This is a genomic window from Tissierella sp. QWL-11 (genome assembly GCF_058683765.1).
On record NZ_CM178750.1, the window covers coordinates 2465109 to 2483083 of the forward strand.

At 29.9% G+C, this 17975-nt stretch carries 13 protein-coding genes, 1 CRISPR repeat array and 1 other annotated feature; of the genes, 7 read left to right on the forward strand and 6 right to left on the reverse strand.

What is annotated here, in order from left to right; all coding sequences use genetic code 11:
• Positions 1-287 precede the first annotated feature (287 nt).
• The 3 genes from AC4PG3_RS12260 to AC4PG3_RS12270 are packed head-to-tail and all read left to right on the forward strand — an operon-like array spanning position 288 to position 3379.
• A complete protein-coding gene (locus tag AC4PG3_RS12260; RefSeq protein WP_492196912.1) occupies positions 288-1280 on the forward strand; it encodes an ABC transporter substrate-binding protein in 993 nt (330 codons plus the stop codon).
• A 10-nt stretch (positions 1281-1290) separates the two neighbouring features.
• Positions 1291-2166, forward strand: coding sequence for an ABC transporter permease (locus AC4PG3_RS12265; RefSeq protein WP_492196913.1), 876 nt, complete (start codon positions 1291-1293; stop codon positions 2164-2166).
• Complete coding sequence (locus tag AC4PG3_RS12270) at positions 2156-3379, forward strand: quaternary amine ABC transporter ATP-binding protein (RefSeq protein ID WP_492196914.1); 1224 nt, start codon at positions 2156-2158, stop codon at positions 3377-3379. The genes AC4PG3_RS12265 and AC4PG3_RS12270 overlap by 11 nt, the downstream gene beginning before the upstream one ends.
• A 45-nt stretch (positions 3380-3424) precedes the next feature.
• On the opposite strand, the gene AC4PG3_RS12275 is transcribed toward AC4PG3_RS12270, so the two are convergent.
• Both AC4PG3_RS12275 and AC4PG3_RS12280 read right to left on the reverse strand, forming a co-directional pair.
• Positions 3425-5557 carry an adenosylcobalamin-dependent ribonucleoside-diphosphate reductase gene (locus tag AC4PG3_RS12275; protein ID WP_492196915.1) on the reverse strand — a complete coding sequence of 711 codons (2133 nt, stop codon included), beginning with the start codon at positions 5555-5557 and terminating at the stop codon, positions 3425-3427.
• Between the two features lie 177 nt (positions 5558-5734).
• On the reverse strand, positions 5735-7057 hold the full coding sequence (locus AC4PG3_RS12280; RefSeq protein ID WP_492196916.1) for a hemolysin family protein: 1323 nt from the start codon (positions 7055-7057) through the stop codon (positions 5735-5737).
• A gap of 187 nt (positions 7058-7244) precedes the next feature.
• Positions 7245-7497: a binding site (T-box leader), on the forward strand.
• Between the two features lie 58 nt (positions 7498-7555).
• Between AC4PG3_RS12280 and AC4PG3_RS12285 the strand changes: the two genes are divergently transcribed.
• The 4 genes from AC4PG3_RS12285 (at position 7556) to AC4PG3_RS12300 (ending at position 11450) form a co-directional block, all read left to right on the forward strand.
• Positions 7556-8560 carry a methionine ABC transporter ATP-binding protein gene (locus tag AC4PG3_RS12285; protein ID WP_492196917.1) on the forward strand — a complete coding sequence of 335 codons (1005 nt, stop codon included), beginning with the start codon at positions 7556-7558 and terminating at the stop codon, positions 8558-8560.
• Positions 8560-9201, forward strand: coding sequence for a methionine ABC transporter permease (locus AC4PG3_RS12290; RefSeq protein ID WP_492196918.1), 642 nt, complete (start codon positions 8560-8562; stop codon positions 9199-9201). Before AC4PG3_RS12285 ends, AC4PG3_RS12290 begins: the two co-directional genes overlap by 1 nt.
• Positions 9202-9253: 52 nt before the next feature.
• On the forward strand, positions 9254-10072 hold the full coding sequence (locus AC4PG3_RS12295) for a MetQ/NlpA family ABC transporter substrate-binding protein (RefSeq protein ID WP_492196919.1): 819 nt from the start codon (positions 9254-9256) through the stop codon (positions 10070-10072).
• A 157-nt stretch (positions 10073-10229) separates the two neighbouring features.
• Positions 10230-11450, forward strand: a complete 1221-nt coding sequence (locus tag AC4PG3_RS12300; protein ID WP_492196920.1) for an IS256 family transposase — start codon at positions 10230-10232, stop codon at positions 11448-11450.
• Positions 11451-11819: 369 nt separating this feature from the next.
• On the opposite strand, the gene AC4PG3_RS12305 is transcribed toward AC4PG3_RS12300, so the two are convergent.
• The 4 genes from AC4PG3_RS12305 to cas2 form a co-directional block, all read right to left on the reverse strand.
• Complete coding sequence (locus AC4PG3_RS12305; RefSeq protein WP_492196921.1) at positions 11820-13055, reverse strand: anti-sigma factor domain-containing protein; 1236 nt, start codon at positions 13053-13055, stop codon at positions 11820-11822.
• The gene (locus tag AC4PG3_RS12310; RefSeq protein ID WP_492196922.1) at positions 13048-13722 is read right to left on the reverse strand and encodes a hypothetical protein; all 675 of its coding nucleotides are present in this window, start codon (positions 13720-13722) and stop codon (positions 13048-13050) included. Before AC4PG3_RS12310 ends, AC4PG3_RS12305 begins: the two co-directional genes overlap by 8 nt.
• 317 nt (positions 13723-14039) lie before the next feature.
• Positions 14040-16589: a CRISPR direct-repeat array (repeat unit 36 nt; unit sequence GTTTTACAATAGCTTAAATCCTTAGAATACTAAAAC).
• A 23-nt stretch (positions 16590-16612) separates the two neighbouring features.
• Positions 16613-17650, reverse strand: coding sequence for a CRISPR-associated protein Csn2-St (gene csn2-St, locus AC4PG3_RS12315; protein ID WP_492196923.1), 1038 nt, complete (start codon positions 17648-17650; stop codon positions 16613-16615).
• A complete protein-coding gene (cas2, locus tag AC4PG3_RS12320) occupies positions 17650-17973 on the reverse strand; it encodes a CRISPR-associated endonuclease Cas2 (protein ID WP_492196924.1) in 324 nt (107 codons plus the stop codon). The genes csn2-St and cas2 overlap by 1 nt, the downstream gene beginning before the upstream one ends.
• Positions 17974-17975 lie beyond the last annotated feature (2 nt).

The following is a 17975-nucleotide window of genomic DNA, read 5'->3' on the forward strand; positions in this document are numbered from 1 at the left end:
GCATTGCAATCATTTTTAGACTAATCCTTTTATAATTTAATATATTGAATTTATATATTAAATTAAGGATATAATTGAATAATATAATGGATTATACATTCTAAAATTCTACTTACTGAAATCATAGAAAATACAAAAAAATCCAAATTATCCTATCTATTGATATTAGTAGGATAAGAGTATATTTTCGCTTATGCCTTGGGAAGGGCTAATTTGACACATTTGCAAAAAAAATGTTAAGATAAAAAGGTCAGGATAATGGGAAGAAAAAGAAAGGTGTGTTTTGTTTGAAGAAGTTTTTAAGTTTATTTTTAATATCAATATTGCTACTAGGGGGTCTTGCATCTTGCTCACAAGATGATTCATCTACAAAGGGAAATATTGTCTTTGCTGATGCAGGATGGGACAGTATTAAATTTCATAATGCAGTTGCAGGTTTAATTGCAGAAAAAGTTTATGGATATAGTTGGGAAGAAGTTCCTGGATCTTCACCAGTAACTCATGAAGGTGTATTAAACGGAGAGATCGATGTACACATGGAAGAGTGGACTATGAATATTCCCACATACGACGAAGACATAGCAGAAGGAAGATTACAAGAACTAAGTGTAAACTTTAACGATAATCGTCAAGGATTTTATGTACCAAGATATGTAATAGAAGGAGATAAGGAAAGAGGAATTGAGCCTATGGCTCCTGATTTAAAAACAGTTGAAGACTTAAAAAAGTATCCAGATGTATTCCCTGATGAAGAGAATGCAGGTATGGGTAGAGTATATGGAGCTATTCCTGGTTGGGATGCTGACGATTTAATGTATGCTAAGTATGAATACTATAATTTAGACGAAAACTTTATCTATTTTAGACCAGGCTCTGATGCCGCTTTATCTGCTGCCCTTTCAAACGCTTATGAAAGAGGAGAAGCTATAGCAGGATACTATTGGGAACCTACTTGGTTAATGGGCAAATACGATTTTGTATTTTTAGAAGAACCTGAGTCTGATCCAGAAACTTTTAGAGATGGGGCTTCAGCAATACCAGCTACCGATACTACAGTAGTTGCAAGCAATGAATTTGCAGATAATAATCCAGAAATTGTAGAGTTTTTAAGTAATTATAAGACATCTAGTGAATTAACTTCACAAGCTCTAGCACATATACAAGATACAGGGGATAATTATAAAGAAACTGCAGAATGGTTTTTAAAAGAAAACGACAATTTATTAGATGAATGGTTAAGTGAAGAAGATGCTCAAATAATGAGAGATTATTTAAAATAGGAGGGATAGGATGAATACAGATTGGCTATTTAGTTTCCCTTTTGTATACGATATTGATACTAAGGCAATTGATGATTCAGTAAGGGCTTTTAGTATTAAATATGATTCATTTTTTGGTAATATCAGATCATTTCTAGGAGGATTTGTAAACGGAGTCCACTCAATACTTGAACTCATACCGTGGTTCGTCCTTATATTAATTGTAGTACTTGCAGCTTGGAAGATAAGTGGAAAGATATATAAGGGAATTTTATATGGAACTCTACTATTTTTAATAGGTGTAGTAGGTCTATGGGGACATATGTATGAAACATTATCTATAGTTATAGTTTCAGTTTTAATATCCTTAGCTTTAGGTTTTCCTTTAGGGATATTAATATCTTCAAACGAAAGAGCTAATACTATACTAAGACCTGTCTTAGATACAATGCAAACTATGCCAGTATTTGTATATTTAATACCAGCTCTTTTATTCTTCGGACTAGGTAAACCCCCAGCAGTAATTGCTACTACTATATATGCAATAGTACCAATTATAAGACTCACAAGTCATGGTATAAGACAAATTGATAAAGAAATTGTAGAAGCTTCTCTATCCTTTGGTTCAACTTGGTTTCAATCTTTAGTTAAGGTAAAAATACCACAAGCGCTGCCTACCATAATGGCAGGTGTAAATCAGACAATAATGATGGCAATGGCCATGGTAGTTACCACATCTATGATAGGTGCTACAGGACTGGGTATGGAAGTATTGATAAGTGTTAATCGTATAGAAATAGGACGAGGACTTATTTCAGGTACTGCGGTAGTTATAATAGCTGTCATCCTAGATAGAATTACCCAAGGTCTAGGTGGAAAGATTGAGGTGAACTCTGATGGAGAATAATATTCAAAACAATTATATAGAAGATGATAGAAATGATGAAACAAGAGAAACTCTACTAAAGGTTGAAAATTTATCAAAGCTATATGGTGCAGATAAAAAAGAAGCTATGAAATTAAAGCAACAAGGTCTAAGTAAAGATGAAATATATGATAAAACTAAAGTCACTACAGCCCTTTGGGATATAAATTTAGAAGTAAAAAAGAAAGAAATCTTTGTTATAATAGGTCTTTCTGGCTCTGGTAAATCTACATTAGTTAGATGTTTTAATATGTTAAATAAACCCACTACAGGTCATATTTATTATGACGGAAAAGATATTAGCAAATTCAATAAAAAAGAATTAAATGAATATAGAAGAGAAAAAGTATCTATGGTATTTCAAGGTTTTGGTTTGATGAGCCATAGAAATGTTTTAGGAAATGTAGAATATGGTCTAGAAGTAAAAGGAGTATCAAAAGAAGAAAGACATAAAAAATCTAAAGAAGTAATCTCTATGGTTGGTCTTGAAGGCTTAGAAAATGAACCTATTACTAGCCTTTCAGGTGGTATGAAACAGAGGGTAGGTATAGCTCGTGCACTTGCAAATGATCCTGAGGTACTCCTAATGGATGAACCATTTTCTGCTCTAGATCCATTAGTTAAAAAAGATATGCAATTTGAACTTCTTACTATACAAAGAAAGCTTGATAAGACTATAGTGTTTATTACTCATGATATAAACGAAGCATTTAAACTTGGAGATAGAGTAGCTATTATGAAGGATGGAGAAGTAATTCAAATAGATACACCAGAGAGAATGACTTCTCATCCTGCAAATGATTATGTAAAACAATTTATAGACAGTGCAGATAAAACTCAAGTAATAAGTGTTAGAAATGTAATGATTACACCAAGTAGTATTGTAAGATTGAAAGATAATCCTGAAATAGCAATAAAGACTATGAGGGAAAATGGAGTTTCAAGTGCTTATGTAATATCTGATAAAACAAAACTAAGAGGAGTCATAACAGTAGATGATGCTATAAGGGCACATAAAGAAGGATTAAATATATCTGATGTATTGATAAAAGATATAGCTACTACTTCTCCTGATGCTATCTTAAGCGACATAATAAGCTTAGCAACAGAATCAAGTTTCCCACTGGCTGTAATAGATGAAGATAATAATTTAAAGGGAATAGTTTCAAAGGTGCATGTATTATCATCTATATAAAAATAAAACCTAGACAAATGTCTAGGTTTTAAATATTTGTATTAATTATATAGAGCAAGGACTATATCCACAGTCTTGACACTCAGAGCATCCTCCAGAGTGGTTTAACTTACCACCACACATAGGGCATGTATCTGGATCTTCTTCTAATTGCTCTTGGGCTAATTCATCTATTTCTCTTTGAAGCTCATCTATTTTATCTAATCTATTTTTCTTTGACTTATCTGTAATTAAAATACCAGATCTTGCACATCCATCACGGTATATAGTTATTCCTTTAAGTCCATTTTCCCAAGCGTACATATAAAGATCCTCTACTTCTTCTACAGTGAATTCATTTGGTACATTTACAGTAGAGGAAATACTTGCATCAATGTATTGTTGCCATACAGCTTGCACATGAATTCTATCTTTATACCCTAAGTTTGAAGTTGTTATAAAGAAATCTGGCAGTTCCTCTTCTCTACTTAAATTATTCTTATCCATATATTCCTTTACAATAGGGGTAAACACTTTATAGTATGTGTCTTCATGGTGAAGTGATTCTGATTTTCTAGTATAAGAAACTTGGAATATTGGCTCTAAACCATTGCTACATCCTATAAGAGTTGAGATACTTCCAGTAGGAGGTATTGTTAAAAGCTGGCTATTTCTAAGTCCATGTTCCTTTATAAGCTCAAGGACATCTTCATCTGCATTAGAATTTAAAAATGGAGAATTTAAAACACTATCCCTTTTATAATTAGGGAAAGGTCCATTTTCTTTTGCAAGTAAAGCAGATTGTCTTAAAGCTTCATTTATCATAGTTCTACCCACTTGGTGCACAAGACTTAAAGATTCTTTGCTACCATATCTTATTCCCAATTTAATAAACATATCTGCTGCACCCATAATGCCAAGTCCAATTTGTCTTAATTTTTCTGACATGTCTCTTTGCTGCTCTAGAGGATGAAGTTTCATATTTTCATCTAAAACCTCATTTAGATAAATTACTCCATTTCTAACCATTTCACCAAATTTTTCAAATTCAAATCTAGCATATCTAGTAAATGGATCCTTTACAAATTCACTTAAATTTATAGATGACAAATTACAACTTCCAAATGGAGGTAGTGTTTCTTCTGCACAAGGATTTACACCAGCAAATTCAAAATCCTCATCTTCGCTCATTATATGCCATGCGTTTATCTTATCTTGATAAAGTATACCCGGCTCTGCCATATTCCAGTTATTTTTAGCTAAAACTCTAAACAATTTTCTAGCTTCTATTGTCTTAATTATTTCTTCACCTGTTGCCTCTACTTTAAAATATAATTGGTATTCTTCATCATTTTTTACAGCTTCCATAAATTTATCATCTATATTTACAGATATATTTGCATAATTAACTTTTTCTAAATCATTTTTAACATTTATAAAGTCTTCAATATCAGGGTGATGACAATCTAAATTTAACATTAACGCTCCACGTCTTCCTCGCATTCCTATAAGTCCTGTTACTAGAGAATAAAGGTCCATAAAAGATACTGCTCCTGTAGTAGTGCTAGCTGCATTATTTACCTTTGCTCCTTTAGGCCTTAATTTTGAAAGAGTAAGTCCACATCCTCCTCCATAAGAATAAGTCCTAGCTAAATACTTAGCAGTATCAAAGATTGATTCTATATTATCTTCTACTTTAGGCATAACATAACAGTTACTTAAGGTTATCTTTCTTCCAAGTTTGTCTAAACCTCTACCTGCTAATATTCTACCTGCAGGCATAAATTTCTTATCTTTAATAGCCTTTTTAATAGGATTATTTCCTCCACTTACCCTCTCTAAAAATTCATCAAAGCTTTCACCGTCATATCTATATTTCTTTTCATAGATATCCCTTTGCAGGTTTGACATATCCCAACCCTGCTGTCTCAGCCTAGTTCTCTCTTCTCTATATATAATATATTTTCTAGCTACATCTGGTCTTTCCTTCATAAGATAAATTTCTACAGAATCTTGAATCTCTTCTATATTTACTTTTTCTCTATCTTTAAAATCTTCTTCAATTTGAAGTGCTATTTTATTAGCTAAATCTTCATCAAGATCTTTTTCCGTTTCTTTCATTGCTTTAGAAATAGCTATTGCGATCTTTTCGTTTTCAAAATCTACTACAGAGCCATTACGTTTTTCTACCTTCAACATTCTAATCCCCCTAATAATTATTAAAACACCCAATCACCAACTAGATATAGTGTATCGGGTGTATTCTATATACTATATATATAATTTAACATATTTAAAGTATTAATTCAACATATAAATATAGCACAAAATGTAAAGACTAGTCAAATAGACTAGTCTAGCATTTATTACAAATTCTTAACTTTTTTTCTCATTTAAAATAGTTATTTTCACCCTTTGTATTCTACGTTTTTTAATTTTTTCGATTTTAAATTCTATATTTTGGTATTTTATTATCTTTTCTTCTTCATCTGAAGGGATATAACCTAATATATATATAAGCAATCCACCAAGGGTATCATAATACTCTGATTGTTCATTTAATCTTAAATCTAATTTGCTATTTAACTCCTTTATAGATACTGATCCTCTAGTATAATAGACATTATCATTTATTCTTTCTATATCTGGATCATCATAGTCATATTCATCATCAATATCTCCCACAATCTCCTCAATAAGATCCTCCATTGTTACTATGCCAGAAAATCCTCCATATTCATCTATTAATATAGCAAAATGATTTCTAGTCTTCTGTAATTCCACAAACAAATCATTGATATTTTTATGCTCTGGCACAAAATATGGTGGTCTCATAATACTTTTTATATCTATATCTTTAAATCCAGATTTATAAGCCTGTAGCAAATAGTCTTTCAAATAAAGTATCCCTATTATATTATCTAGATGATCTTTATAAACAGGTATTCTAGAGTGTTTTAAGTTCAACATTCTCTCTAAATTCTCTTCATTAGAATCATCGATATCTATCATAAAAACTTCTGTTCTAGCAGTCATTATCTCCTCTGCAACTTTATCATCAAAAGTTATAACGCTATCTATCATTTCCCTTTCAACAGGATTAATTACACCTTGCTCTTGTCCTACATGGATAAGAGATCTTATCTCTTCAAGGGTGACTTTCTCTTCTACACCAGCATTGCTAAATCCTAAAAGCCTTATAATAGTATTTGTAGAAAAGGATAGAAAGCTTACAAAAGGCCTCATTAATTTAGCAAATATATTTATAGGTTTTACTGCAAACATAGAAAATTTTTCTGCATCCTGTAAAGCTATTCTCTTTGGTACTAGTTCTCCAAATACAAGAATTATATAAGATAATAAGAGAGTGACACCTATAAATGCAATATCTTTACCAAAGGGAACTCCCATATCTGATAAAACTTTTCCTAAATCATCAGAAATACCTACAGCTGCTGAAGCAGATGAGAAGAATCCAGCAAAAGTTATTCCTACCTGGATTGTGGATAAAAATCTAGAGGGTTCTTTTAATATTCTTAAAAGCATTTGTGCTTTTTTATCTCCTTCTTCTGCTTTAACCTTTATTCTCTTTTTATTTGTAGATACTATTGCCATTTCTGCTGCAGCAAAAAAGGCATTTACTAGTGTCAATATAAATATCAAAATTAGTTGTCCTGCTATATTCCCATCTGAGTTCATCTAATCCCATCCTTAATATCTGATAATTTATTATATTTATAAGTATACCCTAATGTGATAATCTTAAGATGGAATTTTTCTGTTGATTATAAGAAAATTAAAAAAGAAATTTTATTTTTTATAAAATAACAGTTGACAAATATATTTTTTCATAATACAATACCTATAATCAATAAATCACAATTCTATAAAGGCATTGAAAAGAAGAGTAAGCATGTGAATACTTTTACAGAGAGTTCCTGTTGGTGAAATGGAATAAAGGATAGCAAGCTGAATATGGTCTTGGAGCCTGGTTGTTGAAAAGTTTAAACAATTACGTGTGCACACGTTACAGTGCTAGAGTATTTAGGGATTACTCCTGCGTACTTGAAGAGATATTTCTTCGCGAGAAGAGTATAAATTTAGGGTGGTAACACGAAGCTTAAGCTTTCGTCCCTTTGCATTTGCAAAGTGGCGAGAGCTTTTTTTAATTTATTTTTTAGATTGGAGGAATTATTTATGATTAAATTACATAATGTTTCAAAAGAATTTCACTCAGGAAATTCATGTATAAATGCTGTAGAAAATGTCTCCTTAGATATAAAGAAGGGAGAGATATATGGAATTATAGGACTAAGTGGTGCAGGCAAATCTACTCTTATAAGATGTCTAAATAGATTGGAAGAACCAAGTTCCGGAAAGATAATTATAGATGGAGTAGATATCACTGAATTAAATAAAGAAGATTTGAGAAAAGAACGAAAAGAGATTGGGATGATTTTCCAACACTTTAATCTTCTCTCTCAAAAGACGGTATATGAGAATATAGCCTTTCCCCTACATCTAGAAAATTGGGAAAAACAAAATATAGAAAAGAGAGTTGATACCCTTTTAGAATATGTAGAATTAGAAGATAAAAAGTACAGCTATCCAAGTGAATTAAGTGGAGGTCAAAAACAAAGAGTTGCCATAGCTCGTGCCATTGCAAATAATCCAAAGGTGCTATTAAGTGATGAAGGAACTTCAGCCCTTGACCCTCAAACTACAAAATCTATACTTAAACTCTTAAAAAAGATAAGAGATGAGTTTGGATTAACCATAGTAATGATAACCCATCAAATGGAGGTAGTAAAACAAGTTTGTGACAAGGTAGCAATAATGGAAAATGGAAAGGTAATAGAGGAAAACACAGTTGAAAACCTATTTAAAAGACCAAAGACTAAAACTGCTAAGACCTTTATAAGCTCTATTAATACAAGTATTGAAGAAGAAATAATAAATCCGGAAGACTTCAAAGGAAAGATAATAAGACTTACATTTTTAGGTGATAGTGCAAAGCAACCAATTGTCTCAAAGGTAATTAAAAACTTTGATATAGATGTAAATATTCTCTCTGGAAGTATAGACAATTTACAATCCACAAGTGTAGGATACTTGATGCTAGAGCTTATAGGGAAATATTTAGAAGTAGATAATGCTTTAAAATTCTTAGAAAATGAAAATGTAAATGTGGAGGTGATATAATGTTAGATTTAGTTCTTACACCAACATTAGAAACTATCTATATGGTGGTTGCATCTACCTTTTTTTCTTTAATAATAGGATTCCCACTTGGCATACTCCTGGTAATAACTGAAAAGGGAAATATATGGGAAAAACCCTTATTCAATAAAATATTAGATGGCATTATAAATATTTTAAGATCTATTCCCTTTATTATACTAATGATCCTAGTATTTCCCTTAGCAAAGATAATAGTAGGAAAATCAATAGGTACAACAGCTACTATAGTGCCCCTATCAATAGCTGCCGCTCCATTTGTTGCTAGATTAATGGAAAATAGTATTAGAGAGATAGATAAGGGAGTAATAGAATCAAGTCTGGCAATGGGAGCCAGTGTATTCCAGATCATAAGAAGAGTTCTAATACCAGAGTCCCTCCCATCTATAGTCTCAGGTATCACCCTTACTATAATAAATTTAATAGGCTATTCTGCCATGGCAGGTGCCATAGGAGGAGGTGGCCTTGGAAATCTAGCTATTAGATTTGGACTATATAAATTTGATACAGAAGTTATGTTGATAGCTCTTGTGATCATAATAATTTTAGTTCAAGGTGTACAGTTTATAGGCACTAGACTCACAACTAAAATTGATAAAAGATAAAAAAGTATAAACATATTTTAAAATAAAAAAATAAAAAATTGGAGGAATTAAAATGAAAAAAATATTATCACTTGTATTAATACTAGTATTATCAGTATCACTACTTACAGCATGTAGTGGAGAATCTAATGAAGCAGGCACTACAAATGAAACAACTACTATTAAAGTAGGAGCTACACCTGAACCTCACGCTACATTATTAGGATTAATAGTAGATGATTTAAAAGAAGAAGGTATTGAATTGGAAATAGTAGAATTTACTGACTATGTAACTCCAAATATGAGTTTAGAAGATGGAGATATAGATGCAAATTTCTTTCAACATACTCCATATTTAGAAGGCTTCGTTCAAAAAGAAGGTCTAGACTTAGTTTCCCTAGGAGGAGTTCATATAGAACCAATTGCCCTTTATTCTTCTAGTATAGGCTCTCTAGAGGATTTAAAAGATGGCTCAGAAATAGCTATTCCAAATGATGATGTAAATGGGGGAAGGGCCCTTTTACTTCTTGAGTCAAATGGACTTATTAAATTACGAAAAGATGCTGGTTTAAAAGCTACAGAAAAAGATGTAGTAGAAAATCCAAAGAACTTAAAGTTCAATCCCTTAGAGGCAGCTTATTTACCTAGAGCATTAGATGAAGTAGATGCAGCTGTTATAAACGGAAATTTCGCCTTAGAAGCAGGATTAAATCCTGTAGATGACGGATTACTAATAGAAGGAGCTGACTCTCCCTATGTAAATATAATAGCAATAAGAAATGGTGAAGAAAATGATGAAAATCTTATAAAGTTATTAGAAGCTTTACAATCTGAAGAAGTAAAGACATATATCGAAGAAAATTATGAAGGTGGAGTAGTTCCAGCATTTTAGAGAAAATCAAAGAAAAACCAGAGAAAAAAATGCTTCCTAGTTAGATTAATTTCACCCTAACTAGGGGTAGTGTAAAATAATCTGTGCTTTCGAGAAATAAAATTCTCTTTTCTGGCAAGAATCAAAATAAGATTTGAACCAGAAAGGAGAATTTTTTATGTCAACTTTACCAAAAGAAGTTTTAAGAAATATGATTAATGACGGAAATTTAAAAACAGCAGGAGATCTTCATTCGTATCTAAAAGATATGTTTAAAGACGCACTTCAAGAAATGTTGGAAGCGGAGTTAGATATGGAATTAGGATATTCTAAAGGTGATAAAAGAAATAAAAATACTGATAATCGCAGAAATGGATATACTCCAAAAACTGTAAAAACTCAATTTGGTGAGATTCCACTCGATGTACCAAGAGATAGAAAAGGCGAATTTGAGCCAATTGTAATACCTAAGAATAAAAGAGATATCTCTGGTATAGAAGAAAAAGTAATAGCTCTTTATGGTAGGGGTATGTCAACTAGAGATATTCATGAACAGATAAAAGAAATATACGGAATAGAAATATCAGCAGAGATGGTAAGTAAAATGACAGAGAGTATAATTCCACATATAAAAGAATGGCAAAATAGGCCATTAAATCCAATCTATCCTTTTGTTTTTATGGATGCAATACACTACAAGGTAAGAGAAGATGGACAAATAAAAAGCAAAGCAGCTTATGTAGTTTTAGGCGTTAATTTAGATGGATTTAAAGATGTTTTAGGAATTTGGATAGGTGAAAATGAATCAACAAAGTTTTGGCTTGGAGTTTTAAATGATTTGAAAAATAGAGGTCTGCAAGATGTATTAATATTTAGTGTAGATGGATTAACAGGACTTAAAGAAGCAATAAATGCAGCATATCCTAAATCTGAAATACAAAGATGTGTAATTCATCAACTTAGAAATTCCTTTAAGTTTGTTAGCTATAAGCATTTAAGAGAGTTTGCTAATGACTTTAAATCAGTATATAAGGCCATAAATGAAGAAGAAGCTCTTGATAACCTAGGAGAACTTGAAAGTAAGTGGGGAGATAAATATCCTCATGCAATTAAAAGTTGGGAATCAAATTGGGATGTATTATCTCCATTTTTCAAGTATCCTCAGGAGATTAGAACTATAATGTACACTACAAATATAATAGAAGGTTTCCATAGACAGCTAAGAAAAGTAACCAAGACTAAAACTATGTTTCCATCTGATCAAGCTCTAGAAAAAATACTTTACCTAGCTAGTCAAAATACTATGAAAAAATGGACTCAAAGATATAAAAAATGGGATTTAATCATAAATCAGTTATCTATATTCTTTGAAGAACGAGTAAATATCTATCTTTCATAGAATTATATTAGTTCATGTATGAAAACCTTCTAAACTTGGAATTATGGGCCTTAAAATAGCCTGTAAGGCTGGTTTAAAGCCCATAATTACAAGTGAAAATAAAAAATCTTTTTGCAAAGGTAAGTCCAATATATGTTTACAAAAAGTCATAACATCACTTATATAAAATTATTGCCAAAACTATTGATTTTAATGCATAAAATAAAATAGTCTTGGCAAAGATAAAATTAAGATATTAATTTGTAAATTTTATCCATCTTAATATTTCGTGTCAGTTTAGAGATAAGTAGTTCTCTCTGAAGCACAAAGTTATTTACATTCTCTAACTAGGAAGCATTTTTTATATGAACTATTTCACAGTCTCAATATCTATTCGTCATCGTCGTCATAATCGTCATCATCTTGATCTTTATCTTCTTGTTTCTCTCTTCTCTCTTCTTCTTTTTCTCTTTTTTCTTCTTCTTTCTCTCTTAATTTTTCTTCTATCTCTTCTCTTTTCTCTCTAGCTTTTTCTTTAACTTCTTCTTGTCTTTCTTTTTCATCGTCGTCATCATCGTCATCGTCATCATCGTCATCATCGTCATCATCGTCATCGTCGCCGTAGTTGGCATCATATATATCTTCTATTACATCTTCTATTACATCTTCTATTTCATCTACCAAGTCCTCCATATCATCAAATAAATCTTCTGAATTTCCGCCCTTAATATTAGCTATTTTATCAGCTTCTTCTAATAGATCATCTAAATCCACATTTAAATTTCCTTTTTCTTTAATTTTAACTAATTCTTTTACTAATTTATCTAATTTGTCCCTTGTATTTAGAATTATATCGCCATTTTCCTCAAATATTTGTATATTTCTTTCATCCTCAAAGAATTTTTGTATTGATTCATAGTCATTTTCATCTACCTTATCTCTTAAAGCTTGAATTCCAAGAGGTATATTTTTATGCTCTTCACCTTTGTATGCTTCTTTCCTTATTTCCTTATATATTTCTTTTGTTATCCCATTCATTGCTATATTAACTTTTTTAAGAACTTTACTATTATCTGCTTTTGTCTGAATTTGTTTTTGTATTGTTTTATTTACTCCATTTTCATCGTCATCATTTTTAATTTTTTTATCTAAAACAACTGTAGTCACTAAAACATATGATGATTTATCCTCTTTTATAAATCCTTTTTCCTCTGCATGTTCTACTATAGCCTCTACAGCATCTTCTACTTCCATGCCTTTAAGATTTAAATCTTTTAAAGTTTTTCCATCTTCATTTAATGCATTTACCTTAATTACTTTGTAGTTTTCATCTAATCTTAATTCTATACTTGGATTTATATCTATTGTTGCTACTGCATATGCTTTATCACTAAAACTATATGATGCAAATACCGCTGAGAATATTAATGCTATTGCTACTGCTATTGCCATATATTTGTTTATACCTATTGCTTTTTTCTTTGTTTCCATTATTATATCCTCCTTAATGGCTATGATTTTTTTTCCCTCTTCCATAGCCCCTTTATTCTTTATTTTATAAAATTTCCCCTCTGATAAGATAATACTATGATTTTTCTTCACTTTAATTATTACGCCTTTAATCATTTGAGGTCCCCCCTAAGTTCATAAATTCCATGATATTAGATAAATTTTCATTAAAAACAATAATTACAGATATTAGAAAATTCCTGTGATATTTTAATTTCTTTTTTGTTGTTCTAAACTTTAGAATTATATCTGCCATAGGCAATTTCTTTGTTTTATATAGTTTATTTACTATTGGCTTTTCCTTTGAGATATTTTTGCCTAATTCTATATTTTCTTTTCTTGTTTTTTTATGAGTTGGAGATTCTTCTACTAGATTCTCAATATCTATATTAAATTGTTCTAATACTCTATTGAATTTATCTACTTCTTCTTTAAGTTGATTTTCTTCAAATTCAACTATCTCTCCAAATTCTTCATTTTCTTCAATAGGTACATTATATTCATAGTAGTCATTTTTTTTCAAAAAATCCTTTATCCTACTCCTAATAACTAAGGATGCCAAATTCGCAAATGAACCTTTATCTCTTTCATATCTATCAATAGCTTCATTAAATGCAACAAGTCCAACGGATAATTCTAGACTATTTTCATATGATACGTATCTTCCTGTTACTTTAGATATTTCTTTTATTATAAATGGCATATATTCTTCTATAAGTTTAGATCTAGAAATATTATCCTTACTTTTCCTAGATTCTATAAGTTTTTTATCTAATACTTCCATGGAACCTACCTCTCTTTTAATTTTTTTACAATTAAAATTGATTTTGAAATTTAAAATATTTGGTTTAGCTAATCCATTTCCCGGTTTCATTATAGTATACGAAAAAGATAATGGATTTTGGTACCTGATATGTAAAATTGTGTAAAAATATTTTTTATTTGTGTTAAATTCTATATTATATGAAGAAGTGGTGGGTGTAAAGTATGGAGGATTTTATGTAAGCAAACATATAAAAACTGAAGATCAGTAAATATATGACCTTCAGTTTTTATATTAATAAAATATTGTATTAGATTTGAAACAAAGATAATACAATGGCTTTACAATAGCTTGAGTCTTTAGAATACTAAAATAATAGAAACATACTAGAATGTAACTTAACTGTTTTACAATAGCTTAAATCCTTAGAATACTAAAACGATTTGAGCCTATAAGATACATAGAAGTATGTTTTACAATAGCTTAAATCCTTAGAATACTAAAACTTCCAATGGTTACATCAATTTTACTACCCGGTTTTACAATAGCTTAAATCCTTAGAATACTAAAACTAGTTCTTAATAAAACCGTTTCAGAAAATAGTTTTACAATAGCTTAAATCCTTAGAATACTAAAACATATACGTTCTATACATAATATAAGCTACAGTTTTACAATAGCTTAAATCCTTAGAATACTAAAACTGACCTGCTATTTGTGCTGCATAAAAAGCTGTTTTACAATAGCTTAAATCCTTAGAATACTAAAACAGTTTGGGTAATGCTAATTACACCATATTAGTTTTACAATAGCTTAAATCCTTAGAATACTAAAACTAAAAGCACCTACCTAAGTAAGTGCTATGTGTTTTACAATAGCTTAAATCCTTAGAATACTAAAACTTTACATTAGAAGAAGTAGTATCTGGTGAGGTTTTACAATAGCTTAAATCCTTAGAATACTAAAACTAAAAGCACCTACCTAAGTAAGTGCTATGTGTTTTACAATAGCTTAAATCCTTAGAATACTAAAACGCCACTTTGTTTTTTAACGCTGGTGTATCTGTTTTACAATAGCTTAAATCCTTAGAATACTAAAACATATGCTGTCACTTCTCTTCCAAGGGGGTAAGTTTTACAATAGCTTAAATCCTTAGAATACTAAAACACTCCATCTTTCCATTATGACCCAATAATAGTTTTACAATAGCTTAAATCCTTAGAATACTAAAACGGTATACGAATTTCAGTAACAGTAGTTTTAGTTTTACAATAGCTTAAATCCTTAGAATACTAAAACGTATGAAGAATATACAAAATTTTTAAATATGTTTTACAATAGCTTAAATCCTTAGAATACTAAAACTTCCAACACTCACTGTCTAAGATAGAGATAGTTTTACAATAGCTTAAATCCTTAGAATACTAAAACGTATGAAGAATATACAAAATTTTTAAATATGTTTTACAATAGCTTAAATCCTTAGAATACTAAAACCTAGCGATTGATCGATAACTGCAGATATATGTTTTACAATAGCTTAAATCCTTAGAATACTAAAACCTAGATTTAATCTATTGTAAATTCTTTATAGGTTTTACAATAGCTTAAATCCTTAGAATACTAAAACATTAATAGGAGATGTATATCCGAGGCTTGGGTTTTACAATAGCTTAAATCCTTAGAATACTAAAACCCTGCTACAATGCTACCAGTGACAACTTCTGTTTTACAATAGCTTAAATCCTTAGAATACTAAAACTAACGGACTTGGAACCGTTTGACTTTGTCAAGTTTTACAATAGCTTAAATCCTTAGAATACTAAAACCGGCAGAGCATGATAGATTAACCAACTCTAGTTTTACAATAGCTTAAATCCTTAGAATACTAAAACAGGAAGCAGAAAGAGAAGTAGAAAACTACAGTTTTACAATAGCTTAAATCCTTAGAATACTAAAACAGGCGACTTCTGTATTTCATACTTCTACAAGTTTTACAATAGCTTAAATCCTTAGAATACTAAAACCCATTGTTAATATCCTATTTGCCATAGGGGAGTTTTACAATAGCTTAAATCCTTAGAATACTAAAACCATCTACTAATAGTTCTGCTTCCACCACCGGTTTTACAATAGCTTAAATCCTTAGAATACTAAAACCCTAATTCATGACTACAAATATATCTTCTTGTTTTACAATAGCTTAAATCCTTAGAATACTAAAACGTAAGACAGGTAATAACTCTAAGATATATAGTTTTACAATAGCTTAAATCCTTAGAATACTAAAACCATAGGAAACTAGAGCCTGAGGAGTTTGATGTTTTACAATAGCTTAAATCCTTAGAATACTAAAACGAACCTTCAACACCGTTAAGTTCTTCTGCAGTTTTACAATAGCTTAAATCCTTAGAATACTAAAACATCTCAAAACTTCATCTAACTCCATTCCTAGTTTTACAATAGCTTAAATCCTTAGAATACTAAAACCCCTCTACTTGCGAATATGTTTTCATATGTTGTTTTACAATAGCTTAAATCCTTAGAATACTAAAACTTACTGAGTCTATGGCCACATTAAAGGTTTGTTTTACAATAGCTTAAATCCTTAGAATACTAAAACCACTTTTATACCTCCTAATCTATAGTCAGGTTTTACAATAGCTTAAATCCTTAGAATACTAAAACTTAGCTCTAATGTTTTAGAATATTCTATAAAGGTTTTACAATAGCTTAAATCCTTAGAATACTAAAACAGGCTACATGATAACTTTTGCTAGAACCATGTTTTACAATAGCTTAAATCCTTAGAATACTAAAACTATAAACCGTATTATAATTAATTGGATATCGTTTTACAATAGCTTAAATCCTTAGAATACTAAAACCTCAAATACATTATAATGTATAACTAAAAACTAGTCAAAAACTTAGATTCAAGAGCTGATAATTTAGTATTTTCAACCTTTATAGGGTCTTGATCTAATAATTTTAAAAAAATTTGAAGTATAATTACTTCTTTTGATTTAGAATAAATTTTATCTTTATTATGAAAAGCCATTAATCTTAATAATGATTCTAATACCTCTTCTTTTACTGGAAGATTATTATCCGGATAATTTCTACAGATAGAATCATATGTTGTCTGAAAATCACCTAGGATTATTGTCTCATCATTTAATATATAGGTATTATTAAATATTTTATAATTTATCATAACCCCATTTTTACTTTTAGGAACTAACCAGACCTTAAAATTTGAATTTTCTTCTGATAAAGTATAGAGTTTATTTATAAAATAATTATACTCTTCTACCCCTAATCTAATATCTAAACTATCCATTATAAAAGTAATATCCTTTTTATTTTTTATCAATAATTCTATAATACTTAAAAATAAATTTATTAATTCTATCTCCTTTAACAACCACAATGGTTTTCTCATATATTCTTGATTTATAAAGTTAATTTCAATAAAGGAAGTAACTATTTTTTTAAAATCAATTCCAGCAAATTCTGTTACTATTGATAAATTATCTATTAAAACATCTTTTTCTATATGTTTATCTAATTCTACAGTTAGGCTTAATAAGCTTTCTTCAACTTGTTCTAATGATTTAGTTACAGATATCTCATCATTTAAAGAAAGTAGATATTCTACAATAACAGACCCCTTTTTTACTTGCAATTCATCAAAAATATCTTGAACGCTAGAAATTCTAATTACTTTCATATCTTTTTTATTTAATACTTTGCCTTCTCTTTTTACTTCTGGATAGTAACCTTCCATAGCTTCCATATCTACATCTGAAAACTTATACCCATTAAATATCTTTAAATATATATTTATAATTAATCTCTTAAATTCTTCATTATTCCCAACTATTTGAATGAAGTTTTCATCTTTAAACTCAAATAAATTGCTTCCCTTAAAACTAATTTCTATCATTATATCACCACTAAATCATCAGATTCTAATATCTTTACTCTTTCTTTATCACTACACGTAATCCATTCCATATCTTCAAATTGTTTTTCAGTTATATTTAATAATTTGATATCTCCCTTCCTAGGTGCGTGTATCTTTATTTTTCTATAAAATTTATTAGCAAAGCTTCTATCAGGACAAGTTCTTATATATACTGAGAATTGTAGCATTTCAAAGCCATTTTTCAATAGAAACTTTCTAAAATCTCTATACGCTCTTTTTTCATTGTCTGTAATAACTGGTAAATCAAATATACATATAATCCTCACTGCTACATACCTCATCT

Coding starts and splice junctions, on each gene's coding strand:
- AC4PG3_RS12265 (WP_492196913.1), top strand. CDS start 1,291: ATGAATACAGATTGGCTATTTAGTTTCCCTTTTGTATACGATATTGAT.
- AC4PG3_RS12270 (WP_492196914.1), top strand. CDS start 2,156: ATGGAGAATAATATTCAAAACAATTATATAGAAGATGATAGAAATGAT.
- AC4PG3_RS12275 (WP_492196915.1), bottom strand. CDS start 5,557: ATGTTGAAGGTAGAAAAACGTAATGGCTCTGTAGTAGATTTTGAAAAC.
- AC4PG3_RS12280 (WP_492196916.1), bottom strand. CDS start 7,057: ATGAACTCAGATGGGAATATAGCAGGACAACTAATTTTGATATTTATA.
- AC4PG3_RS12285 (WP_492196917.1), top strand. CDS start 7,556: ATGATTAAATTACATAATGTTTCAAAAGAATTTCACTCAGGAAATTCA.
- AC4PG3_RS12290 (WP_492196918.1), top strand. CDS start 8,560: ATGTTAGATTTAGTTCTTACACCAACATTAGAAACTATCTATATGGTG.
- AC4PG3_RS12295 (WP_492196919.1), top strand. CDS start 9,254: ATGAAAAAAATATTATCACTTGTATTAATACTAGTATTATCAGTATCA.
- AC4PG3_RS12300 (WP_492196920.1), top strand. CDS start 10,230: ATGTCAACTTTACCAAAAGAAGTTTTAAGAAATATGATTAATGACGGA.
- AC4PG3_RS12305 (WP_492196921.1), bottom strand. CDS start 13,055: ATGATTAAAGGCGTAATAATTAAAGTGAAGAAAAATCATAGTATTATC.
- AC4PG3_RS12310 (WP_492196922.1), bottom strand. CDS start 13,722: ATGGAAGTATTAGATAAAAAACTTATAGAATCTAGGAAAAGTAAGGAT.
- csn2-St (WP_492196923.1), bottom strand. CDS start 17,650: ATGATAGAAATTAGTTTTAAGGGAAGCAATTTATTTGAGTTTAAAGAT.
- cas2 (WP_492196924.1), bottom strand. CDS start 17,973: ATGAGGTATGTAGCAGTGAGGATTATATGTATATTTGATTTACCAGTT.